The sequence below is a fragment of the Flavobacterium sp. GP15 genome (assembly GCF_014281985.1).
GTDB lineage: Bacteria > Bacteroidota > Bacteroidia > Flavobacteriales > Flavobacteriaceae > Flavobacterium > Flavobacterium pygoscelis.
Genome location: NZ_JACFTC010000002.1, coordinates 444477 through 458997, shown reverse-complemented (window position 1 = coordinate 458997; position 14521 = coordinate 444477). Strand labels below are relative to the sequence as shown.

Genomic DNA, 14521 nt, shown 5'->3' with positions numbered 1-14521 from the left:
TTTTGAAAATCATATTACGTTTGTATTATTAGAAGGTGCCATAAAAACAACAAATATCAATATATGAAACGCACTATTAAAAAAGTCGCAGTAATTGGATCCGGAATAATGGGTTCGGGAATTGCTTGTCATTTTGCAAACATTGGTGTAGAAGTTTTACTTCTAGACATTGTTCCAAGAGAACTAACGGAAGCGGAAGCTAAAAAAGGCCTAACTTTAGAAAGTAAGGTTGTTCGTAATCGCTTAGTGAATGAGCATTTAGCTAATTCATTAAAGTCGAAACCCTCTCCTATTTACAGTCAAAAATTTGCTTCTAGAATTACCACTGGAAACACAACGGATGATATGGCAAAAATTGCTAGTGTCGATTGGATTATAGAAGTTGTTGTAGAGCGTTTAGACATCAAGAAAATGGTGTTTGAGCAAATTGAGAAGTACAGAAAACCAGGCACATTAGTAACTTCAAATACGTCAGGAATTCCTATACATTTCATGAGCGAAGGAAGAAGTGAAGATTTTCAGAAACACTTCTGCGGAACTCACTTTTTTAATCCAGCACGTTACTTAAAATTATTCGAAATCATTCCTGGACCACAAACCTCTACTGAGGTTTTAGATTTCTTAACAGTATATGGTGAGAAATTCTTAGGAAAAACTTCGGTTGTAGCCAAAGATACTCCAGCGTTTATTGGAAATAGAATTGGGATTTACGGAATTCAGAGTTTATTTCATTTGGTAAAAGAAATGGGATTAACCATTGAAGAAGTAGATAAGTTAACAGGTCCAGTTATTGGTCGTCCAAAATCAGCTACTTTCCGAACCGTTGATGTAGTTGGCTTAGATACTTTGGTACATGTTGCCAATGGTATTTATGAAAATTGTCCAAATGATGAACAACATGAATTGTTTAAACTTCCTGACTTTGTAAACAAAATGATGGAAAATAATTGGCTTGGAAGCAAAACAGGTCAAGGATTTTATAAAAAAGAAGGAAAAGATATTCTTACATTAGATTTAAACACGTTAGAATATCGTGCGAATAAAAGAGCCTCTTTTACCACTCTTGAGCTAACAAAAACGATTGATAAACCAATTGATCGTTTTAAAGTTTTAGTAAAAGGAAAAGACAAAGCAGGAGAATTCTACAGAAAAAGCTTTTCTGGAATGTTTGCTTATGTATCCAACAGAATACCTGAAATCTCAGATGATCTATACAAAATTGATGACGCTATGAAAGCCGGTTTTGGATGGGAAAATGGTCCATTCGAAATTTGGGACGCTATCGGTGTCGAAAAAGGAATTGAAATCATGAAGGCAGAAGGTCTAGAACCTGCTGCATGGGTAAATGAAATGTTGGCTTCTGGAAATAAAAGTTTCTATTCTATAAAAGAAGGCGCAACTTTTTTCTACAACATTCCAACTAAAGCGCAAACTAAAGTTCCTGGACAAGATTCCTTTATTATTCTGAATAACATTCGCGAAAGCAAAAAAGTTTGGAGCAACAGTGGTGCAATTATTCAAGACTTAGGAGATGGAATTTTAAATTTAGAATTCCAATCGAAAATGAATACAATTGGTGGCGATGTTTTAACAGCGATCAATAAAGCGATTGATTTGTCTGAAAAAGAATATCAAGGATTAGTTATTGGTAATCAAGCAGCAAATTTCTCTGTTGGAGCTAATATCGGAATGATATTTATGATGGCAGTAGAACAAGAATACGATGAATTAAATATGGCAATCAAAATGTTTCAAGACACAATGATGCGCGTACGTTATTCAGGAATTCCTGTTGTTGTTGCACCCCACGGAATGACTTTTGGTGGAGGATGTGAAATGAGTTTGCATGCTGATAAAGTAGTTGCTGCTGCTGAAACCTATATGGGATTAGTTGAATTTGGTGTTGGAGTAATTCCTGGCGGTGGAGGTTCGAAAGAATTGGCATTGCGTGCCTCTGATTTATTTCATAAAAATGATGTTGAGTTGAATGTATTACAAGAGTATTTCTTGACCATCGCAATGGCAAAAGTATCTACTTCTGGTTATGAAGCTTTTGACACAGGACTTTTACAACATGGAAAAGATATTATAGTGGTTAACAAAGATCGTCAGATTGCAGAGGCTAAAAAACATGCATTAGTAATGGCTGAAGCGGGTTATACACAACCAATCAAAAGAACGGACGTGAAAGTGTTAGGAAAACAAGCTTTGGGTATGTTCTTGGTAGGAACAGACCAAATGGAAGCTGGAAAATACATTTCTGAACACGATAAAAAAATCGCTAATAAATTAGCCTATGTTATGGCCGGTGGTGATTTATCTGAACCAACATTAGTAACAGAGCAATACTTATTGGATTTAGAACGTGAGGCTTTCTTATCGCTTTGTACAGAAAGAAAAACGTTAGAAAGAATTCAGTTTATGTTAACCAAAGGGAAACCTTTAAGAAACTAGTATCAAGTAATAAGAATTAAGTATTAAGAGATGCACCAATTTGAAAAATTAAAAATTTGGCAAAAAGCAATGGATGTAGCGGTTCATTTTTATGAAATTTCTTCGTTGTTACCCAATGATGAAAAATTCAATTTAATTCATCAAATAAAAAAATGTGCGGTATCAATTCCTTCAAATATAGCTGAAGGTTCTGGTAGAAATTCAAACAAAGAATTCATGCGTTTTCTAGGAATTGCAAATGGTTCAACTTTTGAATTAATAACTCAAATAATACTTGCTAAAAGACTTAATCTTGTTAATGAAGATTTAATCCAACCAACTATTAATCAATTAGTAGAGGTTTCAAATATGAATTTTTCATTTCAAATAGCATTAAAAGATAAAATAAACACAAAAATTGGAAAATCTTAATTCTTAATTCTCCAATCTTAATACAATCATTTATGAAAACAGCCTATATAGTAAAAGCATACAGAACTGCCGTTGGTAAAGCACCAAAAGGAGTTTTTAGATTTAAAAGACCTGATGAATTGGCTTCAGAAACTATTCAGTACATGATGAATGAGTTACCTGACTTCGACAAAACTCGTATCGATGATGTTATGGTAGGAAACGCCATGCCTGAAGCAGAACAAGGGTTAAACGTAGCACGATTAATCTCTTTAATGGGATTAAAAGTAGAAGATGTTCCTGGAGTAACTGTGAACAGATATTGTGCTTCTGGGTTAGAAACCATTGGTATGGCAACTGCTAAAATTCAATCTGGAATGGCACATTGTATTATTGCAGGTGGAGCAGAAAGCATGAGTTTTATTCCTATGGGAGGTTACAAACCGACTCCTGATTATGCTGTTGCAAAAGCAGGAAACGAAGATTATTACTGGGGAATGGGACTTACAGCAGAAGCTGTTGCCAATCAGTTTAATGTTTCAAGAGAAGATCAAGATGAGTTTGCTTATCATTCTCACATGAAAGCTTTAAAAGCACAAGCAGATGGAAAATTTGACAAACAAATCGTACCAATCACAATTGAACAAACATTCATTAATGAAAATGGTAAAAAGGAAACTAAATCTTATGTAGTAAACAAAGATGAAGGTCCTAGAGCTGGAACATCTAAAGAGGCTTTAGCGGGATTAAGACCTGTTTTTGCAGCGGATGGAAGTGTAACAGCGGGTAACTCTTCACAAATGAGTGATGGTGCTGCTTTTGTAATGGTAATGAGTGAAGAAATGGTAAAGGAATTAAATTTACAACCAATTGCTCGTTTAGTAAACTTTGCTTCAGCTGGAGTTGAACCAAGAATCATGGGAATGGGGCCTGTAAAAGCTATCCCTAAAGTTTTGAAACAAGCTGGAATGCAGTTAAAAGATATCGATTTAATTGAATTAAACGAAGCATTTGCTTCTCAAGCAATAGCAGTAACACGTGAACTAGGATTAAATCCTGATATCGTAAACGTAAATGGTGGTGCAATTGCACTTGGTCATCCATTAGGTTGTACCGGTGCTAAATTATCGGTTCAATTATTCGACGAGATGAAAAGAAGAGGTAATAAATACGGAATTGTATCCATGTGTGTAGGAACAGGACAAGGTAGTGCTGGGATTTACGAGTTGATGTAATACCAATTTAAACATAAGTAAATTTTAGAAATTAAAGTTAGTTAAAAAATTAGAAAAGAAATAGTTGAAATATAGAACAGGACCTTTTTAAATAAGGATGGTTTTAAATATACATTCTATTTCTAAAATCTTTAAAAAATAAAAAAATGAGCGACAAAACAAGAGGAGGACAATTCCTAGTAAAAGAAACAAAGTGTGAAGATATCTTTACTCCAGAAGATTTCAATGAAGAGCAAATAATGATGCGTGACTCTGTAAAAGAGTTTGTTGATAAAGAATTATGGCCAAATAAAAATCGTTTTGAGAAAAAAGATTATGCTTTTACAGAAGAAAGCATGAAAAAAGCAGGAGACTTAGGTTTCTTAAGCGTAGCTGTACCTGAAGAATATGGTGGAATGGGAATGGGATTTGTAAATACAGTATTAGTTTGTGATTACATTTCTGGCGCTACAGGTTCGTTTTCTACGGCTTTTGGTGCGCATACAGGAATTGGTACTATGCCAATTACCTTATACGGTACAGAAGAGCAAAAACAAAAATATGTACCTAAATTGGCTTCTGGCGAATGGTTTGGTGCTTACTGTTTAACTGAACCTGGAGCAGGATCAGATGCTAATTCAGGAAAAACTAAAGCCGTTTTATCTGAAGACGGAAAATATTATTCGATCACCGGACAAAAAATGTGGATTTCGAATGCTGGATTTTGTTCTGTATTTATAGTTTTTGCACGTATTGGTGATGATAAAAACATTACTGGATTCATTGTTGAAAACACTCCTGATAACGGAATTTCAATGAATGAAGAAGAGCATAAATTAGGTATTCGTGCTTCTTCTACGCGTCAAGTTTTCTTTAATGAAACTAAAGTACCGGTTGAAAACATGCTCTCTGAAAGAGGAAATGGTTTCAAAATAGCGATGAATGCTTTAAATGTTGGTCGTATTAAATTGGCAGCAGCCTGTTTAGATGCTCAAAGAAGAGTAATCACTAGTTCTGTAAAATACGCAAACGAAAGAATTCAATTTAAAACTCCTATATCTCAATTTGGTGCAATTCGCTCAAAAATTGCAGAAATGGCAACGAGTTGTTATGCAGGTGAAAGTGCAACGTATCGTGCAGCTAAAGATATTGAAGATCGTATTACTATTCGTGAACAAGAAGGTTCTACTCATCAAGAGGCAGAATTGAAAGGGGTTGAAGAATTTGCTATTGAATGTTCAATTTTAAAAGTAGCAGTTTCTGAAGATGTTCAAAACTGTGCTGATGAAGGAATTCAAATTTTTGGTGGAATGGGATTCTCTGAAGATACACCAATGGAAAGCGCTTGGAGAGATGCTCGTATTGCTCGTATTTACGAAGGTACAAATGAGATCAACAGAATGCTTTCTGTAGGTATGTTAATCAAAAAAGCGATGAAAGGCCATATTGATTTATTAGGACCGGCTTCTAAAGTACAAGAAGAATTAATGGGTATTCCTTCATTTGAAACTCCAGATTATTCTGAATTGTTTGCTGAAGAAAAAGAAATGATTGGAAAATTGAAACAAGCATTCCTTATGGTAGCAGGTGGAGCAGTTCAAAAATACGGTCCGGATTTAGACTCACACCAACAGCTATTAATGGCAGCTTCTGATATATTAATTGAAATTTATATGGCAGAAAGTACTATTCTTAGAACTGAAAAATTAGCTAAAAAAGAAGGAGAATCAAAAGTTCAAGAGCAAATTGCAATGGCTAAACTTTATCTTTACAAAGCAGTTGATATCGTAACTCAAAAAGGAAAAGAAAGTGTAATTTCATTTGCAGAAGGTGATGAACAACGTATGATGCTTATGGGCTTAAGACGTTTTACAAAATATACTAATATGCCTAATATTGTTGCCTTAAGAGAAACTATTACTTCAAAAGTAGTTGCTGAAAATGCATATTGCTTTTAATAGCAAACAATTATACTAATTCAAAATGCTGAAAAAACCGTCAAGTTATTTATAACAAGACGGTTTTTTTTTATATCAAAGCTAAATATTTATTTAACTCAACTAAACCTTAAAATAATAATTGAATAAATTTCTATTTGTAAAACTTTACCTCAACTCTAAATTTTCAAAATAAAATTTATCAAGAATTTATATCTAATTACTCTTATTAACTACGATTTTAGAAATCTCACCTTCGTAGGAAATAGAACTGCGGTTGTTAGAACTAATCGTAAGTGTTGCATTACCTTCAGAGAAAATAGATAACGATATCCTATAAAAATCTTGATCTCCTTTTACTCTAGCTATTAACTCACATACCTCTTTTACTTTTATTATTGAATATTCTATTGGTTTACCTTCAAAACTTAAGCCCTTGTCTCTACCATATCCTATTCCGCTATATCCTACTCCAAAAAATGGCATTTCGCTAGTAATAAAATCTGGTTTAAATTCGATATAATTGTTGTTGGTGCTTAAATCAATCGATTGGTATCCTTGCGGAAATGCTCTTCTTGCTACAAATTTAAATTCTTTTGAATTTACCAATTGGATTATTTGGCTTACTCTTTCCTGTTTAATATTTTCTTTTTGTTGTTTCCGAGTTGTTATTTGACTAAAACTAAATGCAACGAAAAACAATAAAAATACTGGTGTAATTATTTTTTTATGTATCATAATTTTTACTTTTAAATTAAGTCCATTAAACAAAAAAAAGATACTCGTTAAAGAGTATCTTTTTTAAAATCTATTTTTTTACAAAACGCATCATCTCAACTTCACCCATTATAAAACTTAACGTTTTTCCATCTTCAGAAATAGAATAAGAATCAATTTTTTGAAGTGTAGATAAGTAAACACTTTCACCTTCACCAGGACAATATCTTTTTGTTAAAGCCATATTATCATTTTTAAAATTAATTTTATTTCCAACTACGTCTAATTTGCCTGAAAAACGATTACAACCAGTATTACCAGAGACTAAATCTGTTTTCAAATCAAAATTTACGGTTGGTTTTTCATCAGGATATAAACCTTGAAAAGCAATTTTAGGTCCAGAAATATAATTTAACTCCCATTCTCCTTGAAGCATGGTGGTGTTGGTGTTGTCATTTTTAGCAGAATTACAAGAAACGAATGCCATACATGAGATAGCAAGCAATAGGATTAATTTTTTCATTAGATAGTTTGTTTATTATTATTTTAAAATTGATATAAGGCAAGAACATTGCCAATTTGCTTTTTTATTTATTTATTTTCTTAAATTACCATACCTCTTTGAAAACCATTCGTTAAAAAAAGACTTCTTATTTTGTTTTATTTCTTAATTTCTAAAACTTCCGTGACAATACTCACTGCATAGGAATTTGGCGTGATTTTATTTCCTTTTTCGTTAGAATAGACCTTAGTAAATTCAGCTCCAAAGTATAGTATAATAGCAGAGTAATATACCCAAATCAATATTATTATAACAGAACCTGCTGCTCCATAAACAGTAGCTACAGTAGAACTACCTAAATAAAAACCAATAGCAAACTTTCCAAACATAAAGAAAAACGAAGTAAAACTAGAGCCAATCAATGCATCTTTCCAAGCAATATCGCCGTCTGGTAAGGTTTTAAAAATGATAGCAAATAAAATTGTGGTTGTTGCAAACAAAATTAAAATGTTGAAAATATAAAATATATAGACAGCAGTATCCGGAAAGTAGATCACTAACCTTGCATTCATAACATCCATCACCGTATTGACCATTAAACTCACCATCAATAAAAAACCTACTGAAGCAATCATAGAAAAAGACATCAATCTGTTTTTAACAAATTTCATAATGCCTTTATTAGGTTTGGCTTTTAATCCCCAGATATAATTAATAGAACTCTGTATTTCAGCAAAAACTCCAGAAGCTCCTATTAATAACATAATTCCACCAAATATTGCAGCAAAAGTATTGCTATCTGATAATTCTATGTTCTTTATAGTTTCCTGAATTTGAATAGCTGCTTTGTTACCAACCATACCGTTAATTTGACTGAAAAAACGTCCCGTAACTGCATCTCTACCAAAGAAAAAACTAAAAATAGATAATATAATAATCATTAAAGGAGGTAATGAAAATATAGTATAATAGGAAAGCGATGCACTTAGTTTTATGCCATTGTCTTTATCAAATTCTTGATAGGTTTGTTTTAATAAACCCCAAGTAGTTTTAAATACCTTCTTACTTTTCATACATATATGTTTCTATTCTACAAATTCAAAATTACAAAAACCGCAGCTAGCAATTTGAAATATAATTTACATAATTCCTAACAATTACTAGCCTTAAATACCAATGATAATGTAAAGATTAAGTTAATTTTAAATGATTTAATCCCTACTAAAAAATTTATGTATAAATTTATGTGAAATATTTAAAGACAACTTTAAGAATAAATACACTACTTATGGAAAATAGCAATACAAGAAGAAATTTTTTAAAACAAACAGCCATTTTATCAACAGGAACTATAATTGGATCCAGTTTATTTAATACTGCTTTTGCTTCCGAAAAGAATACAAATTCAGAGAAACACATTTTAGAGGCAGCAATTGTAAATGCCGAAGATATTTATACGCTTCCTAAATTAGCATACTCATATGATGCTTTAGAACCTCATATAGATGTTACGACTATGGAAATTCACCACAAGAAACACCATCAGGGATATGTCACCAATTTGAATAAAGCAATTGAATCATTAAATAAAAATCTAATTGAACAATCAAAAACTTTAGAAAATATTTTTGAAAAAATATCAAAATTTCCTGATTCAGTAAGGAATAATGCTGGAGGACATTACAACCACAGTTTATTTTGGACATTAATGAAACCAAACGGTGGTGGAAATCCTAAAGGAAAGCTAGCCGAAGCTATAAATAATGACTTTGGTTCTTTTGAGGAATTTAAAAAACAATTTAGTGATGCCTCGATGAAGCGATTTGGTTCCGGTTGGGCTTGGTTAGTTGTTCAAGACGGAAAATTAGTAATTGGTTCTACTGCCAACCAAGATAATCCTTTGATGAGATTGCGCGGTAAAGGATTAAAAGGGAAACCTGTTTTGGCTTTAGATGTTTGGGAACATGCCTATTATTTAAAAAATCAAAACCGTAGAGCAGATTATGTTACTTCATTTTGGAATGTAGTAAACTGGGACGCTGCTGAAAATTTATTCAATTCTTAAATTATATTTTTGAGGCTCTAAATTACAAGAATACTTTAGAGCCTTATTTAAAAAAAGAGTTGAAAAAATTATGAATTCATTGGTTTTACAAGATTATTTCTATGTTAAACTAAACTATAAAAAGTTACAGTGGGGCTAAAAATGTATAGCTTTGCATCACCAAATTAAAATAATGATAAACCCTTCGGCATCTGGTTGGATAGATAAGTTTTTTGTTAAGCAAAAATTCTCAGAAGAAACCATTTCTAAAAACACGGATATTTTTTATACTAATATAAGAAACACCGGATTTATATACGGCCATATAATTTCTTTTCATACTGTAGAGCCTATTGAAACCAAAGGTTGGTTTAAAGATGAAATCTCTAAAGTAGCATTACTAAACACCTTATACGGTGTTTTTTGCATAAACAATACCGATATAAGTCCTCTAAACTTCATTGATAAAACAGTTCGTTTTTATAATGAAATGCATCCGCAAGGTTTTAATTTATTTCAAAAAATTCTTCCTAAGAGCTCTCCTTCTCTAACTTTAGAAAAAATCATTGATGAGCGAGTTCAAACTAATGATAGCATTATCAGTAAAAACTTTTCTCATCTGGTAACAAATGCCTTATTATTTATTGATGTACTAGCTTTTAGACAATATCTAATTCACGGAGAAATACCCGATAAATACCTTAAAAAAATTGAGGAAACAATTGTAAATATTGTTACAATAGCATTAAAGGTAAAATCTAAAAAGTCTCAATATGATGACTTATTAATTAAACTATTTGAAGCCTCAATACGGTATACAAAATTTTCAAAGGTTTCTGTTGAAAGCTTAGAAACACTACAGCTAAACTATTTTACAACCGATTTAGAAAAATATTATTTGATAGACATGGCTGGTATGGCATTATGGAGTGATGCGAAGATTGAAAATGACGAAATGTATTTTTTACATACTTTGGGTAAAATTCTGTCAATACCAGATAAATTTGTAGAGGAGAGTGTTGCTAATACCCATGACTTTATTTTTAACCATAAAAAGGAAATTCCTTATTTCAATTATTCCAATCCTGTAAAGCACTTCTATGATCAAACTACCCAAAGCGTAGTTACCTTAATTAGTAGAAATAAAAATAGGCTGATAAAGGAAATTATGCAAAGCAAAGAATTGGTTGTTTTGTTATCTTACTCTACACGCAGAGATTTAGACGAAAAAGAGAAAAAAAAGGTAAAAAAGCAATTATTAGAAATTTGTAAAACAGTTCCCTCATTAGCCATCTTTTTATTGCCTGGAGGTACTTTATTATTACCTATTTTGATCAAATTTATCCCGCAATTACTACCTTCTGCATTTAATGAAAATCTAGAAGATCAATAATTATTAATCCATGCAAAATGATTTTCTCGAATCGTTTCTTTATTATTTTTAATATATTCTAAAAAAGATTTTGCTACAGGACTCATTTTCTTTCCTTTTAACCAAATCAGTCTCCAAGATGTAATAATTGGTAATCCATTGGCTGGAAGCAGGATCAAACTACCATTATCTAACTCATTTTTAAGACCAATTACTGGCATGATAGAAATCCCTATTCCGGCAATAACAGCTTGCTTTACAGCTTCGTTAGATGTTAGCGTAATTTTCATTTTGGGCTCTATTTTTTGTTTAATAATATACTCTTCCATTGCAATTCGCGTTGCCGATCCTAATTCTCTAGAAAGAAGTGGTGCACTAGAAAATAAAGTAAGGAAATTTTTCTTTGTAACCTGAATTACGTTTGAATTTCCAACCAAATGAAGTTTATTTTCAATTAAAACTTCCGACTCTATATCTAAATCTTTTGGTAAAACAGAAACTAAAGCAAAATCTATTTCATTATTTTTTAATGCTTTTACGACTTTCACTTTGTTATTTACGTCCATTTCCAATTCTATTTCATTGTGTAATTTTAAAAAATCACTCAAATAATAAGGAATTACATATTTTCCGGTAGAAACTACAGAAAGCTTTAATCTACCCGAAAGTTTACCTTTAAAGGCTACTGTTTTATAATTTATAGCGTGAACTTCATTAAGAATATTTTCTGCAGCAATAGCAATTTCTTTTCCGAAATCAGTTACATACAAACGCTTTTTAATTATTTCTGTCAATGGTATTTCAAACTGATCTTGAAAATTTCTTAACTGAATAGAAACGGCAGGTTGTGTCAAAAACAATTCCTCAGCAGCTCTAGTAACACTTAAAGTCTGAGTCACTTTTAAAAAAACCTGAAGCTGATGCAAAGTATAGTTCATAAATTTATTTTATGTATTTCATTACAAATATAAATAAAAATATATGAATTAAAAATTCGAATTTTGTCCCATCAAATTGTAAAACACAAAACAACATGACACGAATTACAGTAGCAAAAGGAGACGGAATTGGACCAGAAATCATGAATGCCACTTTAGAAATTATTAAGGCTGCAGGAGCGCAAATTGAAATCGATGAGATTGAAGTTGGTGAAAAAGTGTATTTATCCGGGAACACATCAGGTATTGCGTCTGAATCTTGGGACATCATTAGAAGAAATAAAATTTTTCTAAAAGCACCCATTACCACTCCACAAGGTGGTGGTTACAAAAGTTTAAATGTAACGACAAGAAAATTTCTAGGTTTGTATTCGAATGTAAGACCTTGTATGAGCTTACACCCTTTTGTAGAAACGAAACATCCAAAAATGGATATTGTAATAATTCGGGAGAATGAAGAGGATTTATATGCTGGTATCGAACATCAACAAACCGACGAAGTAATTCAATGTCTAAAATTGATAAGTAGACCTGGTTGTGAAAAAATTGTTCGCTATGCCTTTGAATATGCAAAAGTATATGGAAGAAAAAAAGTGACCTGCTTTACCAAAGACAATATTATGAAGCAAACAGATGGATTGTTTCACCAAGTTTTTGACGAAATAGCACTCGAGTATCCTGAAATTGAAAACGAACACTGGATTATTGATATAGGTGCTGCAAAAATGGCCGATACACCAGAAATTTTTGATGTAATAGTTACTTTAAATCTTTATGGTGATGTTTTATCAGATATTGCTGCTCAAATTGCAGGTTCGGTAGGTCTTGCAGGATCAGCAAATATTGGTGAAGAATGTGCGATGTTTGAGGCCATTCACGGATCGGCACCACGTAGAGCGGGTCAAAATATGGCCAATCCTTCAGGTTTACTAGAAGGAGCTGTCATGATGCTAAATCATATCGGGCAAACCGAAATTGCTGAAAAAGTTCAAAACGCTTGGCTTAAAACAATAGAAGATGGTATTCATACTTACGATATTTTTAAAGAAGGAATTAGTAAACAAAAAGTAGGAACCAAAGAGTTTGCGCAAGCAGTTATCACTAATTTAGGAAACAAACCTAGCATTTTAAAAGAAGTTTCATTTTCTAAAGATGCTGTTCTAAACCTACCAAAATATGTAAAAAAACCAAGCGCCAAAAAAGAATTAGTTGGAGTTGACTTATTTGTAGACTGGAAAGGGACAGATCCTGATGAAATTGCAGAAAAAATGAAAAGGATTATCCTTGAAAATATAAATCTCACGATGATTACTAATCGTGGTATAAAAGTTTGGCCAGAAGGCTTTAAAGAAACATTCTGCACAGATCACTGGCGTTGTCGCTTTAAACCAACAAATGGTAGCTTAATGACCAAAGGACAAATTATAGCTCTTTTATCAAATGCACAATTATCAAAAATAGATGTTATTAAAACAGAAAACCTTTATGAATTTGATGGAAAAGCAGGATATTCTTTAGGTCAAGGACAATAATTAATAAAAACAAAAACTATGAACATACAACTTCTTGAAGGCGAATTTAATACAAATGAAGCTTTAGAATTAATTACTAAAATGATTGCTGTAAAAATAAAATTTCATGAGGGAAAAATATGTAATTCCCATCAAGAAGAAGATATTAAAAGCAGAGAAAATAAAATAAAAAAACTTCAAAATTCAATACACGATATCAGACTTTATTTGAATAAAAATGCAACAAGTGTACATCTTGAATCATCTATACAAATTAAATAGTTGTCTGTTTTTATATCAAACTTCCTAAATAATAATGTATGGATAATCAAAGAGATTTTAAATTAATTGAAGGTCGTTTTACAACTGAAGAAGCCAGTGATCTCTTAGGAGCGCTTTTTAATTATAAAATTGACTACCACTGCAGACAAGATTTCAGCAATCATATTCGGTTTAATCAAGACATTGGTTATTCTAAAAATAGAATTGTAGAATTAATTAAATCAAAAGAAGCAATTGAGCAAATCATAGAGAACTCAAAAGCAAATAATGAAAATCTAATTATCCAAGGTACCATTTCAATTCGTACTGAAAAATAATATGTATAAAGGAAGATCAATTTTTATTGCAACCAAACACAAAAAAGAAACAGTTATTGCCCCACTTTTAGAAAGTAAACTTGGGGCGTACTGTTGCACCTCTGATTTCTTGGATACAGATATTTTAGGTACTTTTTCTGGAGAAATTTCTAGGAAAGAAGATGCACTGTCAACATTAAGAAACAAATGCATTTTAGGTCACAAGCTCACCAATTGTGATTTAGTAGTTGCTAGTGAAGGTTCTTTTGGAGCTCATCCTACTCTGTTTTTTGCAGCTGCTGATGAAGAGCTAGTAATGCTGAAAGATTTTAAAAATGATCTTGAGATTGTGGGAAGAGAACTAACTCTAGAGACTAATATGGATAGTGAAATTATACTAACACAAGCTAATCTAATTGATTTCGCAAAAAAAATAAATTTTCCATCGCATGGAATTATTCTAAAATTAGAAGAAAATAATAGTACAAAAATTAGAAAGGAATTTAAAGATATAGAAGACTTACTGCTGTTGTATAACACTTTAAAAAATCAGAATGGAAATATAACTGCTGAAACGGATATGCGAGCACTTTACAATCCGACTCGTATGAAGGCTATTAAAAAAGCAACTGAAAATCTTATAGCGAAAATTAAAAATGAATGTCCAAGATGTAAAACACCTGGTTTTGATATTATTTCAGCCAAACCAGGTTTACCTTGTGAAAGCTGCTCTTTTCCTACACGCTCCACTTTGAGTTATACTTATCAATGTAAAAAATGCGCCTATACGCATGAAAAAAAATTTCCTCGCGGTATTGAAAAGGAAGATCCAACCTATTGTGACAATTGTAATCCTTAATAAAA

General features: G+C 31.9%; 14 protein-coding genes. 10 read left to right on the top strand and 4 right to left on the bottom strand.

Features of this window, described 5'->3' with window-relative positions:
* Nucleotides 1–63 precede the first annotated feature (63 nt).
* The 4 genes from H2650_RS06210 to H2650_RS06195 all read left to right on the top strand — a co-directional run bounded on the left by H2650_RS06210 (nucleotide 64) and on the right by H2650_RS06195 (nucleotide 6016).
* Nucleotides 64–2454, top strand: coding sequence for a 3-hydroxyacyl-CoA dehydrogenase/enoyl-CoA hydratase family protein (locus H2650_RS06210; protein ID WP_188049892.1), 2391 nt, complete (start codon nucleotides 64–66; stop codon nucleotides 2452–2454).
* Between the two features lie 30 nt (nucleotides 2455–2484).
* Nucleotides 2485–2865, top strand: a complete 381-nt coding sequence (locus H2650_RS06205; protein WP_188049891.1) for a four helix bundle protein — start codon at nucleotides 2485–2487, stop codon at nucleotides 2863–2865.
* Nucleotides 2866–2897: 32 nt separating this feature from the next.
* Nucleotides 2898–4079 carry an acetyl-CoA C-acyltransferase gene (locus H2650_RS06200; protein ID WP_188049890.1) on the top strand — a complete coding sequence of 394 codons (1182 nt, stop codon included), beginning with the start codon at nucleotides 2898–2900 and terminating at the stop codon, nucleotides 4077–4079.
* 146 nt (nucleotides 4080–4225) lie between these two features.
* Entirely contained in the window at nucleotides 4226–6016 is a 1791-nt protein-coding gene (locus H2650_RS06195; RefSeq protein WP_188049889.1) for an acyl-CoA dehydrogenase family protein, read from the top strand.
* 195 nt (nucleotides 6017–6211) lie between these two features.
* Here H2650_RS06195 and H2650_RS06190 read toward each other — a convergent pair whose 3' ends face one another.
* The 3 genes from H2650_RS06190 to H2650_RS06180 all read right to left on the bottom strand — a co-directional run bounded on the left by H2650_RS06190 (nucleotide 6212) and on the right by H2650_RS06180 (nucleotide 8287).
* On the bottom strand, nucleotides 6212–6733 hold the full coding sequence (locus tag H2650_RS06190; protein ID WP_188049888.1) for a DUF4251 domain-containing protein: 522 nt from the start codon (nucleotides 6731–6733) through the stop codon (nucleotides 6212–6214).
* 70 nt (nucleotides 6734–6803) lie between these two features.
* Nucleotides 6804–7235 (bottom strand): META domain-containing protein, encoded by a 432-nt coding sequence (locus H2650_RS06185; protein WP_188049887.1) that lies wholly within the window; start codon nucleotides 7233–7235, stop codon nucleotides 6804–6806.
* A gap of 137 nt (nucleotides 7236–7372) precedes the next feature.
* Nucleotides 7373–8287, bottom strand: a complete 915-nt coding sequence (locus tag H2650_RS06180; protein WP_188049886.1) for a YihY/virulence factor BrkB family protein — start codon at nucleotides 8285–8287, stop codon at nucleotides 7373–7375.
* A gap of 377 nt (nucleotides 8288–8664) precedes the next feature.
* Between H2650_RS06180 and H2650_RS06175 the strand changes: the two genes are divergently transcribed.
* The gene (locus H2650_RS06175) at nucleotides 8665–9279 is read left to right on the top strand and encodes a superoxide dismutase (RefSeq protein WP_248428284.1); all 615 of its coding nucleotides are present in this window, start codon (nucleotides 8665–8667) and stop codon (nucleotides 9277–9279) included.
* A 172-nt stretch (nucleotides 9280–9451) separates the two neighbouring features.
* Entirely contained in the window at nucleotides 9452–10651 is a 1200-nt protein-coding gene (locus H2650_RS06170) for an LETM1-related biofilm-associated protein (RefSeq protein WP_188049884.1), read from the top strand.
* On the opposite strand, the gene H2650_RS06165 is transcribed toward H2650_RS06170, so the two are convergent.
* On the bottom strand, nucleotides 10645–11568 hold the full coding sequence (locus tag H2650_RS06165; protein ID WP_188049883.1) for a LysR family transcriptional regulator: 924 nt from the start codon (nucleotides 11566–11568) through the stop codon (nucleotides 10645–10647). The two genes, H2650_RS06170 and H2650_RS06165, sit on opposite strands and share 7 nt — an antisense overlap.
* A 95-nt stretch (nucleotides 11569–11663) precedes the next feature.
* On the opposite strand from H2650_RS06165, the gene H2650_RS06160 reads away from it, so the two are divergent.
* Genes H2650_RS06160 through H2650_RS06145 form a run of 4 tightly spaced genes read left to right on the top strand, consistent with a single transcriptional unit; the run spans nucleotide 11664 to nucleotide 14516 of the window.
* Entirely contained in the window at nucleotides 11664–13100 is a 1437-nt protein-coding gene (locus H2650_RS06160) for an NADP-dependent isocitrate dehydrogenase (protein WP_188049882.1), read from the top strand.
* Nucleotides 13101–13118: 18 nt separating this feature from the next.
* Nucleotides 13119–13361: a hypothetical protein gene (locus tag H2650_RS06155; protein ID WP_188049881.1), complete on the top strand. Its 243-nt coding sequence runs from the start codon at nucleotides 13119–13121 to the stop codon at nucleotides 13359–13361.
* Between the two features lie 38 nt (nucleotides 13362–13399).
* On the top strand, nucleotides 13400–13678 hold the full coding sequence (locus tag H2650_RS06150) for a hypothetical protein (protein WP_188049880.1): 279 nt from the start codon (nucleotides 13400–13402) through the stop codon (nucleotides 13676–13678).
* Nucleotide 13679: 1 nt separating this feature from the next.
* Nucleotides 13680–14516 carry a DUF6671 family protein gene (locus H2650_RS06145; RefSeq protein WP_188049879.1) on the top strand — a complete coding sequence of 279 codons (837 nt, stop codon included), beginning with the start codon at nucleotides 13680–13682 and terminating at the stop codon, nucleotides 14514–14516.
* The last annotated feature ends 5 nt before the right edge of the window (nucleotides 14517–14521 follow it).

Excerpts from the sequence above, each read along its gene's own strand:
- H2650_RS06210 (WP_188049892.1), top strand. The coding sequence starts at position 64 with ATGAAACGCACTATTAAAAAAGTCGCAGTAATTGGATCCGGAATAATG.
- H2650_RS06205 (WP_188049891.1), top strand. The coding sequence starts at position 2,485 with ATGCACCAATTTGAAAAATTAAAAATTTGGCAAAAAGCAATGGATGTA.
- H2650_RS06200 (WP_188049890.1), top strand. The coding sequence starts at position 2,898 with ATGAAAACAGCCTATATAGTAAAAGCATACAGAACTGCCGTTGGTAAA.
- H2650_RS06195 (WP_188049889.1), top strand. The coding sequence starts at position 4,226 with ATGAGCGACAAAACAAGAGGAGGACAATTCCTAGTAAAAGAAACAAAG.
- H2650_RS06190 (WP_188049888.1), bottom strand. The coding sequence starts at position 6,733 with ATGATACATAAAAAAATAATTACACCAGTATTTTTATTGTTTTTCGTT.
- H2650_RS06185 (WP_188049887.1), bottom strand. The coding sequence starts at position 7,235 with ATGAAAAAATTAATCCTATTGCTTGCTATCTCATGTATGGCATTCGTT.
- H2650_RS06180 (WP_188049886.1), bottom strand. The coding sequence starts at position 8,287 with ATGAAAAGTAAGAAGGTATTTAAAACTACTTGGGGTTTATTAAAACAA.
- H2650_RS06170 (WP_188049884.1), top strand. The coding sequence starts at position 9,452 with ATGATAAACCCTTCGGCATCTGGTTGGATAGATAAGTTTTTTGTTAAG.
- H2650_RS06165 (WP_188049883.1), bottom strand. The coding sequence starts at position 11,568 with ATGAACTATACTTTGCATCAGCTTCAGGTTTTTTTAAAAGTGACTCAG.
- H2650_RS06160 (WP_188049882.1), top strand. The coding sequence starts at position 11,664 with ATGACACGAATTACAGTAGCAAAAGGAGACGGAATTGGACCAGAAATC.
- H2650_RS06155 (WP_188049881.1), top strand. The coding sequence starts at position 13,119 with ATGAACATACAACTTCTTGAAGGCGAATTTAATACAAATGAAGCTTTA.
- H2650_RS06150 (WP_188049880.1), top strand. The coding sequence starts at position 13,400 with ATGGATAATCAAAGAGATTTTAAATTAATTGAAGGTCGTTTTACAACT.
- H2650_RS06145 (WP_188049879.1), top strand. The coding sequence starts at position 13,680 with ATGTATAAAGGAAGATCAATTTTTATTGCAACCAAACACAAAAAAGAA.